General features: G+C 53.6%; 13 protein-coding genes. 6 read left to right on the top strand and 7 right to left on the bottom strand.

Annotated elements, in window-relative coordinates:
• Nucleotides 1–22 precede the first annotated feature (22 nt).
• Nucleotides 23–1,591, bottom strand: a complete 1,569-nt coding sequence (gene cueO / locus ACHHZ6_RS05300; protein ID WP_395121879.1) for a multicopper oxidase CueO — start codon at nucleotides 1,589–1,591, stop codon at nucleotides 23–25.
• Between the two features lie 146 nt (nucleotides 1,592–1,737).
• Between cueO and ACHHZ6_RS05295 the strand changes: the two genes are divergently transcribed.
• The 3 genes from ACHHZ6_RS05295 (at nucleotide 1,738) to speD (ending at nucleotide 3,864) form a co-directional block, all read left to right on the top strand.
• Nucleotides 1,738–2,085, top strand: a complete 348-nt coding sequence (locus ACHHZ6_RS05295) for a YacC family pilotin-like protein (protein ID WP_014882582.1) — start codon at nucleotides 1,738–1,740, stop codon at nucleotides 2,083–2,085.
• A gap of 114 nt (nucleotides 2,086–2,199) precedes the next feature.
• Nucleotides 2,200–3,069, top strand: coding sequence for a polyamine aminopropyltransferase (gene speE / locus ACHHZ6_RS05290; RefSeq protein WP_182273775.1), 870 nt, complete (start codon nucleotides 2,200–2,202; stop codon nucleotides 3,067–3,069).
• Nucleotides 3,070–3,864 carry an adenosylmethionine decarboxylase gene (gene speD, locus ACHHZ6_RS05285; protein ID WP_182273774.1) on the top strand — a complete coding sequence of 265 codons (795 nt, stop codon included), beginning with the start codon at nucleotides 3,070–3,072 and terminating at the stop codon, nucleotides 3,862–3,864.
• Nucleotides 3,865–3,895: 31 nt separating this feature from the next.
• Here the strand turns inward: speD and yacL are convergent, their stop codons facing one another.
• Together yacL and acnB are read right to left on the bottom strand one after the other, a co-directional pair.
• A complete protein-coding gene (gene yacL / locus ACHHZ6_RS05280; protein ID WP_182273773.1) occupies nucleotides 3,896–4,258 on the bottom strand; it encodes a protein YacL in 363 nt (120 codons plus the stop codon).
• 189 nt (nucleotides 4,259–4,447) lie between these two features.
• The gene (gene acnB / locus ACHHZ6_RS05275) at nucleotides 4,448–7,045 is read right to left on the bottom strand and encodes a bifunctional aconitate hydratase 2/2-methylisocitrate dehydratase (RefSeq protein ID WP_182273772.1); all 2,598 of its coding nucleotides are present in this window, start codon (nucleotides 7,043–7,045) and stop codon (nucleotides 4,448–4,450) included.
• Nucleotides 7,046–7,942: 897 nt separating this feature from the next.
• Between acnB and ACHHZ6_RS05270 the strand changes: the two genes are divergently transcribed.
• On the top strand, nucleotides 7,943–9,535 hold the full coding sequence (locus ACHHZ6_RS05270; protein ID WP_395121878.1) for a DUF3300 domain-containing protein: 1,593 nt from the start codon (nucleotides 7,943–7,945) through the stop codon (nucleotides 9,533–9,535).
• Between the two features lie 10 nt (nucleotides 9,536–9,545).
• The gene (locus ACHHZ6_RS05265; protein WP_182273770.1) at nucleotides 9,546–10,337 is read left to right on the top strand and encodes a DUF2950 family protein; all 792 of its coding nucleotides are present in this window, start codon (nucleotides 9,546–9,548) and stop codon (nucleotides 10,335–10,337) included.
• 67 nt (nucleotides 10,338–10,404) lie between these two features.
• On the opposite strand, the gene lpdA is transcribed toward ACHHZ6_RS05265, so the two are convergent.
• From lpdA to pdhR, 4 genes are all read right to left on the bottom strand, one after another.
• Nucleotides 10,405–11,829 carry a dihydrolipoyl dehydrogenase gene (gene lpdA, locus ACHHZ6_RS05260; protein WP_182920003.1) on the bottom strand — a complete coding sequence of 475 codons (1,425 nt, stop codon included), beginning with the start codon at nucleotides 11,827–11,829 and terminating at the stop codon, nucleotides 10,405–10,407.
• 197 nt (nucleotides 11,830–12,026) lie between these two features.
• Nucleotides 12,027–13,910 carry a pyruvate dehydrogenase complex dihydrolipoyllysine-residue acetyltransferase gene (gene aceF / locus ACHHZ6_RS05255; protein WP_395121877.1) on the bottom strand — a complete coding sequence of 628 codons (1,884 nt, stop codon included), beginning with the start codon at nucleotides 13,908–13,910 and terminating at the stop codon, nucleotides 12,027–12,029.
• 14 nt (nucleotides 13,911–13,924) lie between these two features.
• Nucleotides 13,925–16,588, bottom strand: coding sequence for a pyruvate dehydrogenase (acetyl-transferring), homodimeric type (aceE, locus tag ACHHZ6_RS05250; protein WP_182273768.1), 2,664 nt, complete (start codon nucleotides 16,586–16,588; stop codon nucleotides 13,925–13,927).
• Between the two features lie 123 nt (nucleotides 16,589–16,711).
• A complete protein-coding gene (pdhR, locus tag ACHHZ6_RS05245; protein ID WP_182273767.1) occupies nucleotides 16,712–17,476 on the bottom strand; it encodes a pyruvate dehydrogenase complex transcriptional repressor PdhR in 765 nt (254 codons plus the stop codon).
• A 535-nt stretch (nucleotides 17,477–18,011) separates the two neighbouring features.
• On the opposite strand from pdhR, the gene aroP reads away from it, so the two are divergent.
• Nucleotides 18,012–19,385 (top strand): aromatic amino acid transporter AroP, encoded by a 1,374-nt coding sequence (aroP, locus tag ACHHZ6_RS05240; RefSeq protein WP_182274626.1) that lies wholly within the window; start codon nucleotides 18,012–18,014, stop codon nucleotides 19,383–19,385.
• Nucleotides 19,386–19,508 lie beyond the last annotated feature (123 nt).

Below are 19,508 nucleotides of genomic sequence, written 5' to 3'. Positions count from 1 at the left end.
AGGGCATCAGGCCGCACCTGCTTTAAACCGTGAATCCCAACATCATCCCCGTATCTTCATGCTCCAGCAGATGGCAGTGCGCCATATAGGCAAATTCTTTCGGTGCCTCATGGTCGAATTTCACCAGCACCTCACTGACTCCACCTTCAACCCTTACCGTATCTTTCCAGCCCGCGCGATGCGCAACGGGTGCATTACCGTTCTCCGAGAGAATGCGGAACTGCGTACCGTGAATATGGAATGGATGCAACATCATGTCGCCAACACCGGAAATAACCCAACGTTCAAACTGTCCCTTTGTGGCAGCAAACATCGGTGTGTTCATGTCAAACGCTTTGCCGTTGATCCGGTTGGCATTGTGGAAATCGAAGCCATGATCGCCGTGGTTCATGTTCCCCATGCCGCCCATTTTCCCGTGATCCATATTCATGTGGCCCATCATCTGCCCGTGCTGCATACCCGCCATCGCCTGATTGCCGTACTTCTCCATCAGCGCCTGCATCCCCATCATGTCGAGCATTGGATCCATTGAGAGCTGCAGCGTGCGCTGGGTTAAGCCCTCAAGTGAAGGCAAGGCCGGGAGCGTGCTTAGCGTATCCGGCAGCGTACCGGAGGCGGCAATCTGCAGCGGCTGAATGCGCAACACCGGGTGAGCCTTATCAAAGGGTGCGACGGCCATCCCCATCTGGTTCACCGGCAGCGTGACCAGGTCAAACGATTTGCCATCACTGATATCCACCAGCACCTCGAATCGCTCGCCCATCAGCATCGGCAATTCGTTCACCTTAACCGGCTCAGGCAGTAGCCCGCCGTCACTCGCCACCACGTACAGCGGACGTTTATCGCTGGCAGCAAAATTCAGCGAACGCGCATTACACCCATTGAGCAGACGTAAACGCAGCCAGCCTTTCGGGGCGGCATGCTGCGGGTAAATAGCGCCGTTAGTCAGCAGCGTATCGCCAAACCAGCCTACCGCCGCGCTCATCACATCCAGCTGATAATCAATCTGACCGTCTGCAGTGAATTTCTTGTCCTGAACAATGACCGGGATATCGTCAATGCCCCACTGTTTCGGCAGGCGCAACAGGCGGCTTTCATCATCTTCAATCAGTACCAGACCGGCCAGCCCCATCGCCACCTGATGGCCCGTTTTTCCGTGCTGATGTGGGTGGAACCAGCAGGTCGCTGCGCGCTGGTTGGGGGTAAAGGTGACGCTACGCTTATCACCAGCCTTGATGATCCCCTGCGGCCCACCATCAACCTCCCCCGGCACTTCCAGACCGTGCCAGTGCAGCGTAGTCTCTTCTGCCAGCGTGTTGTGGATATCAACCGTCACGGCGCTCCCCTTGCGTAGCTGGATGGCCGGGCCAAGCAGGCTACCGTTATAACCCCACGTTGTGGCGTTATGCTTACCAAAGGTCGTTTTACCGGACTGAACAACAAGCTGAATGCGGCTACGGGCATCAGCGGTGAGTAATTCGGGAATCGGTAAGGTGGGTCTGTCAGCCGCAAAAACCGCACGACTCCACAGTGGTAATGCACTGGCAACCCCCAGCGCAGCGGAATATTTCAAAAAATCACGACGTTGCATGTTCATTTCCTTATTTCCTGCAGGCGATATTTTGAGCATAAACCCTCCCCTTACCGGAAGGTCAAGTAAAGCGGTAATAATTAAAGATCGTCGCCCTGGCATCAAGTATGCTAACGTTAATTTTCCGTGATGCAGTGGTAGAAGCAATGAAGACGTTTTTCAGGACAATTTTGTTCGGCAGCCTGATGGCAATGTGTGCGAACAGCTATGCGCTAAGTGAAAACGAAGCGGAAGATATGGCCGATTTAACGGCAGTTTTTGTATTCCTGAAAAACGATTGTGGCTACCAGAATTTACCCAACGGGCAGATTCGTCGCGCACTGGTCTTTTTTGCCCAGCAGAACCAATGGGATCTCAGCAACTACGACAGCTTCGACATGAAGGCGCTCGGTGAAGACAGCTACCGCGATTTAAGCGGTATTGGCATCCCCACTGCAAAAAAATGCAAAGCGCTGGCTCGTGATTCACTCAGCCTGCTCGCCTACGTGAAATAACCTTCCCGACGCCCCTGTTGACCGCTATAACCGTGAACCCACGGTTATAGTTAGCTATGCATGTTGCGCCCAATTCTCTGGGGTAACGGATGTTAACAAAGGAGGTGTCAACTCATGACCGATAACCCGGTATGGCATGAAACGCTGCATGACCAGTTTGGTCAATACTTTGCCGTCGATAACGTGCTTTATCACGAGAAAACCGATCATCAGGATCTGGTCATCTTCGAGAACGCCGCCTTTGGCCGCGTGATGGCACTGGATGGCGTGGTGCAAACCACCGAGCGCGATGAGTTTATCTATCACGAAATGATGACCCACGTACCGCTACTGGCACACGGGCACGCGAAGCACGTTCTGATTATCGGCGGTGGCGACGGTGCCATGCTGCGCGAAGTGTCCCGTCATCAATCCATTGAAACCATCACAATGGTGGAAATTGATGCAGGCGTCGTCTCCTTCTGCCGCCAGTATCTGCCCAACCACAGCGCCGGTAGTTATGACGATCCGCGCTTTAATCTGGTCATTGATGATGGCGTCAACTTCGTTAATCAGACCACGCAAACCTTTGATGTGATTATCTCCGACTGCACTGATCCTATCGGCCCTGGCGCATCGCTGTTTACCTCTTCTTTCTACGAAGGCTGTAAGCGTTGCCTGAAACCAGGGGGGATCTTTGTGGCGCAAAACGGTGTTTGCTTCCTGCAGCAGGATGAAGCCCTCGACAGCCACCGCAAGCTGAGCACTTATTTTAGTGACGTCAGCTTCTATCAGGCCGCTATTCCGACCTACTACGGCGGGATCATGACTTTCGCCTGGGCGACCGATAACGAAGTGTTGCGTCATCTCTCCACCGGAATTATTCAGGCCCGTTTCCACCAGGCCGGTCTTCAGTGCCGATACTACAATCCGGCTATCCATACTGCCGCATTTGCCTTGCCGCAGTACCTGCAAGATGCGCTGTCCTCTAAGGGGGTGAGCTAATTGAAAAAGCTTAAGCTGCATGGCTTTAACAACCTGACCAAAAGCCTGAGTTTTTGTATTTACGATATCTGCTATGCCAAAACCGCAGAAGAGCGCGATGGGTATATCGCCTATATCGATGAACTCTACAATGCCAATCGTCTGACCGAGATCCTGTCAGAAACCTGCTCTATTATCGGCGCAAATATCCTGAATATTGCCCGTCAGGATTATGAGCCACAGGGTGCCAGCGTGACGATTCTGGTCAGCGAAGAGCCGGTCGACCCTAAGCTTATCGACAACACCGAACATCCAGGCCCACTGCCAGAGGCCGTCGTGGCCCACCTGGATAAAAGTCACATCTGCGTGCATACCTACCCTGAAAGCCATCCTGAAGGCGGTCTGTGTACCTTCCGCGCGGATATTGAAGTCTCTACCTGTGGCGTGATTTCGCCTCTTAAGGCGCTGAACTACTTAATCCACCAGCTGGAATCCGACATCGTGACCATTGATTATCGTGTGCGTGGTTTCACCCGTGATATCAACGGCATGAAACACTTCATCGACCACGAGATCAACTCCATCCAGAACTTTATGTCCGATGATATGAAGGCGCTGTACGACATGGTGGACGTGAACGTGTATCAGGAAAACATCTTCCATACCAAGATGTTACTTAAGGAATTCGACCTTAAGCACTACATGTTCCATACCAGACCGGAAGATTTGAGCGAAGAAGAGCGCAAGGTCATCACTGACCGGCTCTGGAAAGAGATGCGCGAAATCTACTACGGCCGCAATATTCCGGCCGTGTAAAACGGGCCCGGAGCAGGGATGCTCCGGGGTGTTATTTCTGTTTCATGAACTCACGGTACGCAGCCACCACTTTGAGGAAGTCTTCAACGCCGCACAGCGACAGGCTCTCTTCGTCGTAGTAGCTCATCCCCTCTTCCATCTCATCGCCCGAGAATTCAAGCTGGTTGGCACGCACCATCACCTCTTCGCCGTCCATCCACAGCGTATATTCGTGTCCGGCACGCTGCCAGGATCGCTCACTGCCTTTTACCGTCTGCGCAGCCTGTTCCACTTCATCAAGTAACGCGAGGTTCTCTTTCACCTCTTCGTTAAACCAGTGTCCAACGGCTTCGTGGCCCATCGACATACGCACTTTCACCACTCCGGTGATGTCGCGCAGAAATTCGTAATCCATAGTATTTTCCTCTGCAAAGCCATTACGTTAATTATCGCAGCAGAGAGGAAGAAAAAAAGCGTGGGAGGTGGGAGGAATGAAAATAAAAAGTGAGAGCAAGACCCTGCGGCCTGATGCCCTCACTCCTGCCCTCTCCACGGGAGAGGGTGAAAACACGAAAAACCGTCTCTACAGAGACGGTTTTGCTGTTTATACCGCGGTCTGGAAGATAACCCCGTCAGCCTTCTCGGTGTACTGAGAGAGCTGGTCGAAGTTCAGATAGCGGTAGGTATCCACCGCCGTCTTATCAACCTGAGCGATATAAGTCTGGTACTCTTCCGGCGTTGGCAGTTTGCCAATCAGCGCGGCAACCGCCGCCAGCTCCGCAGAGGCCAGATAAACGTTAGCACCGGTACCTAAACGGTTCGGGAAGTTACGGGTAGAGGTGGAGACCACCGTCGCACCGTCGGCTACACGCGCCTGGTTACCCATACACAGGGAACAGCCAGGGATTTCAATACGCGCACCGCTCTTACCAAACACGCTGTAGTAACCCTCTTCAGTCAGCTGAGCAGCATCCATACGGGTTGGCGGAGCCACCCACAGACGGGTTGGCAGCTGGCCTTTGTGGGTATCCAGCAGCTTACCAGCCGCGCGGAAGTGACCGATGTTGGTCATGCACGAACCGATAAACACTTCGTCAATCTTGTCGCCCTGAACATCAGAGAGCAGACGCGCATCGTCAGGATCGTTTGGCGCACACAGGATTGGCTCTTTGATATCCGCCAGATCGATGTCGATCACCGCCGCATATTCTGCGTCAGCATCGGCTTCCAGCAACTGCGGATCTGCCAGCCATTTTTCCATGCCCTGGATACGACGCTCCAGCGTACGACGGTCGCCGTAGCCTTCTGCAATCATCCACTTCAGCAGCACGATGTTAGAGGTCAGGTACTCTTCGATTGGTGCCTGGTTCAGCTTGATGGTACAGCCCGCAGCTGAACGCTCAGCAGAAGCATCAGTCAGTTCGAACGCCTGTTCTACTTTCAGGTCCGGCAGACCTTCAATTTCCAGGATACGACCAGAGAAGATGTTCTTCTTACCTTTCTTCTCAACGGTCAGCAGGCCCTGTTTGATGGCATACAGCGGAATTGCGTGAACCAGGTCGCGCAGGGTGATACCCGGCTGCATTTTGCCTTTGAAGCGCACCAGAACCGATTCCGGCATATCCAGCGGCATCACGCCGGTCGCAGCAGCAAACGCCACCAGACCAGAGCCAGCCGGGAAGGAGATACCAATCGGGAAACGGGTATGGGAGTCACCACCGGTACCTACGGTATCAGGCAGCAGCATACGGTTCAGCCAGGAGTGGATAACACCATCACCCGGACGCAGGGACACACCGCCACGGTTCATGATGAAGTCTGGCAGCGTATGGTGTGTAGTCACGTCAACCGGCTTCGGATATGCCGCCGTGTGACAGAATGACTGCATCACCAGGTCAGACGAGAAGCCCAGGCACGCCAGGTCTTTCAGTTCGTCACGGGTCATTGGGCCAGTGGTATCCTGAGAGCCTACGGAAGTCATCTTCGGCTCGCAGTATGCGCCCGGACGGATACCGGTTACGCCGCACGCACGGCCCACCATTTTCTGCGCCAGAGAGTAACCACGGTTGCTTTCTGCCACATCTTTCGCATGACGGAATACCGTGCTGTGCGGCAGACCCAGCGCTTCACGCGCTTTGGTAGTCAGGCCACGACCGATGATCAGCGGGATACGGCCACCGGCACGGACTTCGTCAACCAGCACATCGGTTTTCAGCTCAAAACTTGCCAGCAGTTCGTTGGTTTCGTGGTTACGCACTTCACCTTTGAACGGGTATACGTCAATCACGTCGCCCATGTTCAGGTCAGAGACGTCGACTTCAATCGGCAGTGCGCCCGCATCTTCCATCGTGTTAAAGAAGATGGGTGCGATTTTGCCGCCGAGGCACAGACCGCCGCCGCGCTTATTTGGCACGTGCGGGATATCATCGCCCATGAACCACAGCACGGAGTTAGTTGCGGATTTACGGGAAGAACCGGTACCGACAACGTCACCCACGTAAGCCAGCGGGAAACCTTTTTTCTGCAACGCTTCAATCTGCTTGATTGGGCCGACCACGCCAGGCTGATCCGGCTCGATACCTTCACGGGCGTTCTTCAGCATCGCCAGCGCGTGCAGAGGGATATCCGGGCGAGACCATGCATCCGGTGCCGGAGAAAGGTCATCAGTGTTGGTTTCACCCGTCACTTTGAAGACGGTAACGGTGATTTTTTCAGCCAGCGCAGGACGGTTCAGGAACCATTCTGCATCAGCCCAGGACTGCATCACCTGCTTCGCGTAGACGTTGCCCGCTTTCGCTTTTTCTTCCACATCGTAGAAGTTATCAAACATCAGCAGCGTTGAAGAGAGCGCTTTTGCGGCAATCGGTGCCAGCGTGTCGTTATCCAGCGCGTCAATCAGCGGATGAATGTTGTAACCGCCCTGCATGGTGCCGAGCAATTCAATCGCTTTTTCAGGAGTTACCAGTGGGGAGGTGGCTGCGCCTTTGGCAATGGCAGCAAGGAAACCGGCTTTTACGTAGGCCGCTTCATCTACACCAGGCGGTACACGGTTGATCAACAGATCTAACAGGAATTCTTCTTCGCCCTTAGGCGGGTTCTTCAGCAGCTCGACGAGCGCGGCCATTTGGGTTGCATCTAAAGGTTTGGGTACAATCCCCTCGGCGGCACGTTCTGCTACGTGCTTACGGTATTCTTCTAGCACGACGGTTCTCCTCGCTCTCATTGTCATATGCGGCGGACGTTCTCTTCACGCTCCTGTGAGACAGCAGTTTGTAGGGTAAATGCCCGATACCGCGTCGGGCAGCATAGCAGGATTTCTGCACAGTGTTAATCCGTTTACAAAAAAGCAACATTAAAAAATTTGCTGAATCGTTAAGAGTGGTATAGCGGGAAGGCGAGGCGAATTTTGGGCACAAAAAAACCGCCTGACAGCGGTTAATTTGTTGCCTTGCGGTGGTAGCACACCGGGCTGGCAGATTTGCGGCAAAACCCCAACGCAGCGAATTTTGCTCTCCTGCGTATAGACTTGCAAGGTGATTTTTTCATTCTGCGCAGCGCTTTCCCGTTTTGAATGAAAGATTATGTAAATGCATTTTTCCCCTTCTTCATACCCTTTGAATCCACGACTCTTCTCATCGGCCTGCTTCGCTGGTGTAGCAGCCAGTCACCGGGCCCGGGAGCAGTTCCGTAATCTACGTGGCAAAACCCCAATTTGCCAGGTTCTGCCTTTCCCGGTGAAGAACGAACCCGCGTAGCCTGTACAGGAACGCACGCAATGGAGATGCGAATCACTGTGCTGATCGTTGTGACGGGTTTACTGCTTACCGCACTGCACGGTGGCTGGAACATATCCGACATCACGGTGCTGTTTGTCGTCAACCTCGGCAACTAGCTGCTGGCCGCTCGCAAGAGCGGCCTTCTGAATATCCCGGCGGCTTTTCAACTATCAGATATAATTGTGTAATAAATGCTCACACTCTTTATCCGGATACACCGCGTGGTTTCCCAATAAAAGTCAAAACTGCAAAACACGGGTGAACAATACTCGCAGCAACAGGAACGCCTTACGGCGCAGCACTTGTCTCGTTGGAGTCATTCTATGAAGTTGCCCTTTAAGCCACATCTGCTTGTCCTTCTGTGCAGTGCCGGGCTGTTTGCCGCCTCTGGCGTCATGTTTGTCAAAAGCCGTGCAACGGAGCCCACCGCTCCTGCTCCGGTTGCACAACAACCTTCGGCACCGGCTCCCGTTGCCACACCGGCACCAGCCGCACAAGCCGCCCCGGTTGCGCCGCCAACGTACAGTGCAGCGCAAATCGATCAGTGGGTGGCCCCCATCGCGCTCTACCCGGATGCGCTACTGTCGCAAATTTTGATGGCATCGACCTATCCGTCAAACGTTATCCAGGCCGCGCAGTGGTCAAAGGATAATCCTAAGATGCAGGGTGATGCCGCCATTCAGGCCGTTGCCAGTCAGCCGTGGGATCCCAGCGTGAAGTCGCTGGTTGCGTTCCCTCAACTGATGTCGCTCTTGGGTGAAAATCCGCCGTGGGTACAAAATCTGGGTGATGCTTTCCTCGCGCAGCCACAAGACGTGATGGATTCGGTTCAACGTCTGCGCCTGCTGGCTCAGCAAACCGGTGCGTTACAATCGACGCCGCAACAAACTGTCACCACCGTGACAAAACCCGCTCCTGCTAAAGCCGCAACCAGCGAGTCGACAACAACAAGTACAAGTACAAGTACAACCACCACGACAAACCCAACGGTCATTAAGATCGAATCTGCCGACCCGCAGGTGGTATACGTCCCCACCTATAACCCCAATACGGTTTACGGTACCTGGCCAAACACCGCCTATCCACCAACCTATCTCCCCCCAACGCCCGGTGAGCAATTTGGCAATAGCTTCGTGAACGGCTTAGGTTTCAGTCTGGGTGTCGCGACAACCTACGCTATCTTCAGCAACATCGACTGGGATGACGACGACCATCATGATGATGACTGGGATCATCACGGCGGCTATAACCGCAACGGTGATAACAACATCAATATCAACGTTGATAATTTCAATAAAATCAGTGGGCAACGCCTGACGGACGCCAACCGGACCTGGCAGCATAACCCGGCCTATCGCGAGGGCGTGCCATATCCAAACAATCAGCTCAATACCCGCTTCCACTCCACGAATACGGCAACGGGACTCAGTTCGACGCAGAAGACACCGATCAACCGTGACAGCCAGCGTCAGGCTGCGATGAACCAAATGGAAAAATCGACGGGCAAAACATTCCCTCAGACAGCGCGCCCGGGAACCAAAGACGCACAACGCCAGGCTTCCAGCCAACAACTACAGCAGATTTCCCAACGTAATAACTACCGTGGTTACGACACCAAACCTCAGACCGCGAAACGAACCAACACCCAGCAACGAGAGAATCGCCAGACCACAGCCCAGAGACAGGAGAAACGGGTTTCGCAAACAGCGCAACAGCGTAACCCTCAACAGCGGAATATTCAGCAGCGAACCAGCCAGCCGCGTGCTAACGCGCTAAGCGGCAACGACAGCCGCTCCGCCAACTGGCAAGCGCAACAGCAGCGAGGTGCGCAAAGCCGACAGATGTCTGCCCGTAATCAACAGCCACGGCAGATGTCCTCTGGTCGGGCTGAACACCGCGAATTCCGTCATCGTTAAGAGAACCGACATGAAAAGTAAATTACTCAGTGGAATGGTGTTGTTCATGGTTTCGGCCACCGCGATGGCACAGCAATCCTTCAGTACGCCAGACAAGGCAACCGATGCGCTGGCAAACGCCATCAGTGGGCAAAATGAAAATGCAATGAACAACCTGCTCGGGGAAAACTGGCGCGATTTCCTGCCGCCTGAAGGGGTCGATCCTGATGCCGTTGATCGCTTCCTTCGCGACTGGAAAGTTCGTCATAACACCGTCATCGACGGCGATACGGCACATCTTGTTGTCGGTGACGGCGACTGGCAACTGCCGATCCCGGTTATCAAGACCTCTTCCGGCTGGCAATTTGATATGAAGGAAGCTGCCGAGGAGATCCTGACCCGTGAGATCGGGCGCAACGAGCTCGCGGCTATCGAAGCGTTACACGCCTATGTGGATGCTCAGCAAAGCTATTTTGCGATGAACCAGACGTACGCCCGGAAAATTGTAAGTTCTGAAGGGAAAAAAGATGGCCTGTACTGGCCTGCATCACCGGGTGAGATGCCCAGCCCGCTTGGCCCGGCATTCAGCCCGAAAGAGCCGGGGGCCGGTTATCACGGATACCGTTTCCGCATCCTGCCGGATAAAAACGGCTTTGCCATGGTGGCCTGGCCAGTCAGCTACGGCCAGACGGGCGTGATGAGCTTTGTGATAAATCAGGACGACAAGGTATACCAGGCCAATCTTGGCAGCGAGTCACAGCAGAAAGCACAAGCGTTAACATCGTATAGCCCTGATAAAGCGTGGCAACCCGTCACGCCATAAAGCGGAATGGGTTCCTGAAGGCAAAAAAAAACGCCTCCGAAGAGGCGTTTAGCAAGCGTTAAGAAACTTATTTCTTCTTCGCTTTGGCGTTTGGCAGGTCGGTGATGCTACCTTCGAACACTTCTGCCGCCAGGCCCACAGACTCGTGCAGAGTTGGGTGAGCGTGGATGGTCAGCGCGATGTCTTCAGCGTCACAACCCATTTCGATAGCCAGACCGATTTCACCCAGCAGCTCGCCGCCGTTGGTACCGACAATCGCACCACCGATCACACGGTGAGTCTCTTTGTCGAAGATCAGTTTGGTCATACCGTCTGCGCAGTCGGAAGCGATAGCACGGCCAGAAGCAGCCCACGGGAAGGTGGCGGTTTCGTAGCTGATGCCTTTCTCTTTCGCTTCTTTCTCAGTCAGACCAACCCATGCAACCTCTGGCTCGGTGTACGCGATAGATGGGATCACTTTCGGATCGAAGTAGTGCTTCATGCCCGCGATAACTTCAGCGGCAACGTGACCTTCGTGAACACCTTTGTGTGCCAGCATTGGCTGACCGACGATATCGCCGATAGCAAAGATGTGCGGTACATTAGTGCGCAGCTGTTTGTCAACGCGGATGAAGCCACGGTCGTCCACTTCCACGCCAGCTTTGCCTGCGTCGAGGTTTTTACCGTTCGGCACACGACCGATAGCCACCAGCACGGCGTCGTAACGCTGTGGTTCTGCAGGGGCTTTTTTGCCTTCCATAGAAACGTAAATACCGTCTTCTTTCGCTTCAACGGCAGTCACTTTGGTTTCCAGCATCAGGTTGAATTTCTTGCTGATGCGTTTAGTGAAGACTTTAACGATATCTTTGTCAGCAGCCGGGATAACCTGGTCGAACATTTCAACCACGTCGATCTCTGAACCCAGCGCATGGTACACGGTACCCATTTCCAGACCGATGATACCGCCACCCATAACCAGCATACGCTTAGGTACGGATTTCAGCTCCAGCGCATCGGTGGAGTCCCACACGCGTGGATCTTCATGAGGAATGAACGGCAGCTGAATCGGACGAGAACCTGCCGCGATGATCGCGTTGTCGAAGTTGATCACAGTTTTACCGTTCTCACCTTCCACTTCCAGGGTGTTCGCGCCGGTGAATTTACCCAGACCGTTTACCACTTTCACTTTACGGCCTTTGGCCATACCCGCCAGACCGCCGGTCAGCTGAGTGATAACTTTCTCTTTCCAGGTACGAATTTTGTCGATATCGGTTTTCGGCTCGCCGAAGACGATACCGTGTTCAGCCAGTGCTTTGGCTTCTTCGATAACTTTCGCTACGTGCAGCAGCGCTTTAGAAGGGATACAGCCTACGTTCAGGCAAACACCACCGAGGGTGCTGTAGCGTTCTACGATTACGGTTTCCAGACCTAAATCAGCGCAACGGAAGGCTGCAGAGTAACCTGCCGGGCCTGCCCCAAGTACCACGACCTGAGTTTTGATTTCAGTACTCATCATGACCTCTTATTGATTTCCGGCGGTCCAGGTACTTGTCGCCCTTCATCCACCGGGACGTTCTATCCGCCCGCAGTTTACAAAATTGTTAACAATTTTGAAACAACAAACGGCTCACGAATTATCGCTTTCGCCAATAACCTCACAAACACCATGAGATTAACAGAAAAAAGCCGGCCGATTGGCCGGCTTTTCGATTACATCACCAGGCGGCGAATGTCGCTCAGGGTGTTGTTGATGATGGTGATGAAACGCGCACCATCAGCACCGTCGATCACGCGGTGGTCGAAGGACAGAGAGATTGGCATCATCAGACGCGGCATGAACTCTTTGCCATTCCATACCGGCTCCATCGCAGACTTGGACACACCGAGGATTGCCACTTCCGGCGCGTTCACAATCGGTGCGAAGTGGGTCGTACCCAGGCCACCGATGCTGGAGATGGTGAAGCAACCGCCCTGCATTTCGCCAGCAGTCAGCTTGCCATCACGCGCTTTTTTGGAGATCACGGTCAGTTCACGGGACAGCTCAGTGATGCTCTTCTTGTTCACGTCTTTGAAGACCGGAACAACCAGACCATTTGGCGTATCAACCGCAACACCGATGTTGATGTATTTCTTCAGCGTCAGCTTCTGGCCATCTTCGGACAGGGAGCTGTTGAAGCGTGGCATCTGCTCAAGAGCAGCAGCAACGGCTTTCATGATGAAGACCACTGGGGTGAATTTCACGTCCAGTTTACGCTTCTCAGCTTCGGCGTTCTGCTGTTTACGGAACGCTTCCAGATCGGTGATATCGGTTTTGTCGAAGTGCGTAACGTGCGGGATCATCACCCAGTTACGGCTCAGGTTAGCACCAGAGATTTTCTGGATACGGCCCAGTTCCACTTCTTCGATTTCGCCGAACTTGCTGAAGTCCACTTTCGGCCACGGCAGCATGCCCGGGATACCGCCACCAGTGGCAGCAGCAGGAGCCGCTTCAGCGCGTTTCACCGCGTCTTTCACGTAAGCCTGAACGTCTTCGCGCAGGATACGACCTTTACGGCCCGTCCCTTTCACTTTCGCCAGGTTAACGCCAAATTCGCGCGCCAGGCGGCGGATCAGCGGAGTGGCGTGGATGTAAGCGTCGTTTTCAGCGAATTCAGATTTGCCTTCCGCTTTTGCAGCAGGTGCCGCAGCGGGTTTAGCAGCCTGAGCCGGTGCAGCAGCAGGTGCCGGAGCGGCAGCGGCAACCGGAGCTGCCGCAGGCGCAGCGCCTTCCACTTCGAAGACCATAATCAGCGAGCCAGTAGACACTTTGTCGCCAGTGCTGATTTTGATCTCTTTAACAGTACCCGCGAATGGCGCTGGCACTTCCATAGAAGCCTTGTCGCCTTCAACGGTGATCAGTGACTGTTCAGCGGCAACTTTGTCGCCCACTTTCACCATCACTTCGGTCACTTCAACTTCGTCACCGCCGATGTCTGGTACGTTAACGTCTTTCGCGCCACCAGCAACCGCTGGTGCAACGGCTGCCGGAGCAGCGGCCTGCGCAGGTGCAGCACCCGCCACTTCGAAGACCATAATCAGCGAGCCAGTAGACACTTTGTCACCGGTGTTGATCTTAATCTCTTTAACAGTACCTGCGAACGGAGCCGGCACTTCCATAGAGGCTTTGTCGCCTTCTACGGTGATCAGCGACTGCTCAGCCGCAACGGTATCGCCCACTTTCACCAGGATTTCAGTGACTTCAACTTCGTCACCACCGATGTCAGGCACGTTAACGTCTTTCGCTGCCGCGGCAGCTGCTGGTGCAGCAGCGGCCGGAGCGGCTTTCTTCTCTTCCTGCGCAGGTGCAGCAGCTGCTGCACCGTCGACGGAATCGAAAATCATGATCAGTTTGCCCGTCTCGGTTTTATCGCCAACAGAGACTTTGATCTCTTTAACGATGCCAGCCTGAGGAGACGGGACTTCCATAGAGGCTTTGTCGCCTTCTACGGTGATCAGCGACTGTTCAGCTTCAACTTTGTCGCCCACTTTGACCAGGATCTCGGTGATTTCAACTTCATCAGCCCCGATGTCCGGTACATTGATTTCGATAGCCATTATTCTTTTACCTCTTACGCCAGACGCGGGTTAACTTTTTCTGCATCGATGTTGAATTTAGTAATTGCTTCAGCAACCACTTTCTTATCGATTTCGCCACGTTTAGCCAGTTCGCCCAGTGCTGCTACAACCACGTAAGAAGCATCAACTTCGAAGTGGTGACGCAGGTTTTCGCGGCTGTCAGAACGACCGAAGCCGTCAGTACCCAGTACGCGATAATCATCAGCCGGTACGTAAGTACGAACCTGCTCAGCGAACAGTTTCATATAGTCAGTAGAAGCAACCGCTGGAGCGTCGTTCATCACCTGAGCGATGTACGGAACGCGCGGAGTTTCCATTGGGTGCAGCATGTTCCAGCGCTCACAATCCTGGCCATCACGTGCCAGTTCAGTGAAGGAGGTTACGCTGTACACGTCAGAACCTACACCGTAGTCGTTCGCCAGGATCTGTGCGGCTTCACGTACGTGACGCAGGATAGAGCCGGAGCCCAGCAGCTGAACTTTACCTTTGCTACCTGCAACGGTTTCGAGTTTGTAGATACCTTTACGGATACCTTCCTCAGCACCTGCTGGCATCGCCGGCATATGGTAGTTTTCGTTCAGCGTGGTGATGTAGTAGTAAATGTTCTCTTGTGCTTCACCGTACATACGGGTCAGACCGTCGTGCATGATGACAGCCACTTCGTACGCGTAAGACGGGTCGTAAGAGATACAGTTAGGGATAGTCAGAGACTGAATGTGGCTGTGACCATCTTCGTGCTGCAGACCTTCACCGTTCAGGGTCGTACGACCGGAAGTACCACCTACCAGGAAGCCGCGAGCCTGTTGGTCGCCAGCCTGCCAGCACAGGTCACCGATACGCTGGAAACCGAACATGGAGTAGTAGATGTAGAACGGGATCATCGGCAGGTTGTTGGTGCTGTAAGAAGTCGCAGCAGCCAGCCAGGATGCGCCTGCGCCCAGCTCGTTGATACCTTCCTGCAGGATCTGACCTTTCTCGTCTTCTTTGTAGTATGCAACCTGCTCACGGTCCTGCGGGGTGTACTGCTGGCCGTTCGGGCTGTAGATACCGATCTGACGGAACAGACCTTCCATACCGAAAGTACGCGCTTCGTCAGCGATGATTGGAACCAGACGATCTTTGATCGACTTGTTCTTCAGCATCACGTTCAGGGCACGAACGAAAGCGATAGTGGTAGAGATCTCTTTGTTCTGCTCTTCCAGCAGCTGAGAGAAGTCTTCCAGCGCTGGCAGTTCCAGCTTCTCGGTGAAGTTAGGCTGACGAGCAGGCAGGTAGCCTTTCAGCGCCTGACGACGTTCGTGCAGGTACTTGTGCTCTTCAGAACCTTCAGGGAAGGTGATGTAAGACAGGTTTTCTACCTGCTCATCGGTCACTGGCACGTTGAAACGGTCGCGGATATAACGCACGCCGTCCATGTTCATTTTCTTAACCTGGTGAGCGATGTTTTTACCTTCTGCGGTATCACCCATGCCGTAACCTTTGATGGTGTGGGCCAGGATTACAGTCGCTTTACCTTTGGTTTCCTGCGCTTTTTTCAGTGCAGCGTAGACTTTCTTCGGATCGTGACCACCACGGTTCAGGGCCCAGATCTGCTCGTCAGTCCAGTCTGCAACCAGTGCTGCGGTTTCAGGATATTTACCGAAGAAGTGCTCACGAACGTAGGCACCGTCTTTGGATTTGAAGGTCTGGTAGTCACCGTCAACGGTTTCGTTCATCAGCTGGATCAGCTTACCGCTGGTGTCTTTACGCAGCAGCTCATCCCAACGACCGCCCCACATCACTTTGATGACGTTCCAGCCAGCACCTGCGAAGATGCCTTCCAGTTCGTTGATGATCTTGCCGTTGCCGGTTACCGGACCATCCAGACGCTGCAGGTTACAGTTGATGATGAAGCACAGGTTGTCCAGCTTCTCACGGGTGGCGATGGTGATCGCACCTTTAGATTCTGGCTCATCCATTTCGCCGTCGCCCAGGAAGGCATAAACGGTTTGCTCAGAGGTATCTTTCAGACCACGGTGTTCCAGATATTTCAGGAATTTAGCCTGGTAGATCGCACCAATTGGGCCCAGCCCCATAGAAACGGTCGGGAACTGCCAGAATTCTGGCATCAGTTTAGGGTGCGGGTAAGAAGACAGACCTTTACCGTGAACTTCCTGACGGAAGTTGTTCATCTGCTCTTCAGTCAGACGACCTTCCAGGAATGCACGTGCGTAGATGCCCGGAGAAATGTGGCCCTGGAAGTACACCAGATCGCCGCCATCTTTCTCGTTAGCCGCACGGAAGAAGTGGTTGAAGCACACGTCGTAAACGGTCGCAGAAGACTGGAAGGATGCCATGTGGCCGCCCAGTTCCAGGTCTTTCTTGGATGCGCGCAGAACGGTCATGATGGCGTTCCAGCGGATTGCAGAACGAATGCGACGTTCCAGATCCAGATTGCCCGGGTATACCGGTTCGTCTTCAACGGCAATCGTGTTTACGTAGTTGTTAGCCCCTGCACCTGCAGCAACCTTCACGCCGCCTTTACGGGCTTCTGAAAGCAGCTGATCAATCAGATACTGAGCACGCTCAACACCTTCTTCACGGATGACCGATTCGATCGCCTGTAGCCAGTCGCGAGTTTCGATCGGATCCACGTCATTTTGGAGACGTTCTGACATGGGGGTATTCCTTATCTATCTAATACGTTGATTTGTCTGGAACCTGTCCCATTGCATTTTCGCCAGAAAACACAATAAGACAGGTTCTGCGTTTAGTTGCCGCGCTCTAAAAAAACCTGGCGCTTAATCCTTTCGTTGCTGTATGCGGCGAAGTGAACGTTCGCGGCGCGATTGTTCACGGCTACGGTCCAGCAAGATTTCCTCAATGAAAGCCAGATGTCGGTGCGACGCTTCGCGCGCCTGCTCCGGTTCCCCGGCCATTATCGCCTCGAATACTCGGGTGCGATGGTTGCTTACCAGTGGGAGCATGTCCCGACGGGCATACAACAATTCAAAATTCTGACGAACGTTCTGGGCCAGCATCGGCTCCATGCAGCGTAGCAGATGGAGGAGCACCACATTGTGTGCCGCTTCGGTGACGGCAATCTGGTACTGGACGACGGCATCGGACTCGGCGTCTAAATCGCCGGACTGCTGTGCCCGTTCAATGGCCTGATGCAGCTCGCGGATACGCACGCGGTCTTCATCAGTGCTGCGAAGGGCGGCGTAATAAGCCGCAATACCTTCAAGCGCGTGACGGGTCTCTAGCAGGTCAAACTGGGATTCAGGGTGGTCAGAGAGAAGTTCTACCAGCGGATCGCTGAAGCTCTGCCACAGGCTATTTTGCACAAAGGTTCCGCCGCCCTGGCGACGAAGCAGCAAGCCCTTCGCTTCGAGACGTTGGATCGCCTCACGCAGAGAGGGGCGGGAAACGTCGAACTGTTTGGCCAGTTCGCGTTCAGGCGGAAGTTTCTCACCTGGGCGCAGTGTCCCTTCGAGAATTAAAAACTCCAGCTGCTGCTCAATCACATCAGATAGTTTTGGTTGGCGAATTTTGCTGTAGGCCATATTCCCTGTCTTACGCCTTTTTGCCCGGAGTCAATTGGTCTTACCAATTTCAAGTTCGTATCGCTAAAGTAACAAAGTATTCACCTTCTGTCCATATTGGTTTTGATTGAAATCAGTAAACCCTGCACATTTTAACAACCTTACAGAAATAACATTTCAAAAATGTAACTTCACACAAATGAATTGATTACCCACAAAGAGGCAGTTTTAACCATAATGAAACGAGGGATTTTGCAATCTGAAGCGATTCAACAACGCAAATAATGAAAATTCGCCCACTTACGGGGCATTTCTATTCTATAGGTTGGGGTAGGTACGGATAACGGGACAATTTACAAATGCTTTCTTTTTATTCAACTCGTCATCACCCCTTCATAAAGCAGGTGCATTCGCTCGCACTTATCACTATTCTGGCGTCAACGGAAGTCATCTCCGATTATTTCGGTAATATTAACCGTAAAGAAATAAATACAGAAAATGGACTTTCATAATTACACACGCACAGCGTGAACATAACAACCACACACGAGGTTTCATAATGGAAGGTCAACAGCACGGCGATCAGCTAAAGCGCGGCCTTAAAAACCGCCACATACAGCTCATCGCATTGGGCGGTGCTATCGGTACCGGCCTGTTTCTGGGAAGCGCATCCGTTATTCAGTCAGCCGGTCCGGGCATTATTTTGGGTTACGCTATCGCGGGTTTCATTGCCTTTCTGATCATGCGTCAACTGGGCGAAATGGTGGTGGAAGAGCCTGTAGCCGGTTCGTTCAGCCACTTTGCCTATAAATACTGGGGCAGTTTTGCCGGTTTTGCATCAGGCTGGAACTACTGGGTTCTGTACGTTCTGGTGGCGATGGCCGAGCTGACCGCCGTCGGGAAATACATCCAGTTCTGGTACCCGGAAATCCCAACCTGGGTTTCTGCTGCGGTGTTCTTCATTATCATCAACGCCATTAACCTGACCAACGTAAAAGTGTTCGGTGAAATGGAGTTCTGGTTTGCCATCATCAAGGTGATTGCCGTTGTGGCGATGATCATCTTCGGCGGCTGGCTGCTGTTCAGCGGCAACGGCGGCCCGCAGGCCACGGTGCGCAATCTCTGGGAGCAAGGCGGGTTCCTGCCTCACGGTATGACTGGCCTGGTGATGATGATGGCGATCATCATGTTCTCCTTTGGCGGTCTGGAACTGGTGGGGATCACCGCCGCAGAAGCGGATAACCCGGAGCAGAGCATCCCGAAAGCTACCAACCAGGTTATCTACCGTATTCTGATCTTCTATGTGGGCTCACTGGCGGTTCTGCTCTCCCTGCTGCCGTGGACGCGCGTCACCGCTGACACCAGCCCGTTTGTCCTGATCTTCCACGAACTGGGCGATACCTTCGTGGCCAACGCGCTCAATATCGTCGTCCTGACAGCGGCACTTTCCGTTTACAACAGCTGCGTATACTGCAACAGCCGTATGTTGTTTGGTCTGGCTCAGCAAGGTAACGCGCCGAAGGCGCTGCTCAACATCGATAAACGTGGCGTGCCGGTGAACACCATTATCGTGTCGGCCATTGTTACCGCGCTATGCGTGCTGATTAACTACCTGGCACCGGAATCCGCCTTTGGCCTGCTGATGGCACTGGTCGTTTCTGCTCTGGTGATTAACTGGGCGATGATCAGCCTGGCGCACATCAAGTTCCGCCGCGCCAAGCAACAGCAAGGCGTGACCACCCGCTTCCCTGCCCTGTTTTATCCACTGGGTAACTGGGTTTGCCTGCTGTTCATGGCAGCGGTTCTGGTCATCATGTTGATTACCCCGGGTATGGCGATTTCCGTTTACCTGATCCCGGTCTGGATTGCGGTGCTCGGCGTGGGTTATCTGGTTAAACAGAAAAACCAAAACGCGGTGAAAGCCCACTAATCTCCCTCCCCTGTGCCCGCGAATGTGGGTACAGGGTGTTGTTACCTCCCTCACAAATTCACGCCAACAGCTCATTTATCCATATCACCGCCTCTATACTGCAACGCATATATTCGCGTGCCA

The organism is Enterobacter cloacae complex sp. 2024EL-00214 (assembly GCF_043945575.1).
GTDB lineage: Bacteria > Pseudomonadota > Gammaproteobacteria > Enterobacterales > Enterobacteriaceae > Enterobacter > Enterobacter cloacae_P.
This window is presented reverse-complemented; position numbering and strand designations above follow the sequence as displayed.

What these genes read in the sequence shown, in the direction of transcription:
- cueO (WP_395121879.1), bottom strand. Translation starts at nt 1,591, where the DNA reads ATGCAACGTCGTGATTTTTTGAAATATTCCGCTGCGCTGGGGGTTGCC.
- aceE (WP_182273768.1), bottom strand. Translation starts at nt 16,588, where the DNA reads ATGTCAGAACGTCTCCAAAATGACGTGGATCCGATCGAAACTCGCGAC.
- yacL (WP_182273773.1), bottom strand. Translation starts at nt 4,258, where the DNA reads ATGGATTACGAATTTCTGCGCGACATCACCGGAGTGGTGAAAGTGCGT.
- speE (WP_182273775.1), top strand. Translation starts at nt 2,200, where the DNA reads ATGACCGATAACCCGGTATGGCATGAAACGCTGCATGACCAGTTTGGT.
- ACHHZ6_RS05265 (WP_182273770.1), top strand. Translation starts at nt 9,546, where the DNA reads ATGAAAAGTAAATTACTCAGTGGAATGGTGTTGTTCATGGTTTCGGCC.
- aceF (WP_395121877.1), bottom strand. Translation starts at nt 13,910, where the DNA reads ATGGCTATCGAAATCAATGTACCGGACATCGGGGCTGATGAAGTTGAA.
- ACHHZ6_RS05270 (WP_395121878.1), top strand. Translation starts at nt 7,943, where the DNA reads ATGAAGTTGCCCTTTAAGCCACATCTGCTTGTCCTTCTGTGCAGTGCC.
- ACHHZ6_RS05295 (WP_014882582.1), top strand. Translation starts at nt 1,738, where the DNA reads ATGAAGACGTTTTTCAGGACAATTTTGTTCGGCAGCCTGATGGCAATG.
- lpdA (WP_182920003.1), bottom strand. Translation starts at nt 11,829, where the DNA reads ATGAGTACTGAAATCAAAACTCAGGTCGTGGTACTTGGGGCAGGCCCG.
- pdhR (WP_182273767.1), bottom strand. Translation starts at nt 17,476, where the DNA reads ATGGCCTACAGCAAAATTCGCCAACCAAAACTATCTGATGTGATTGAG.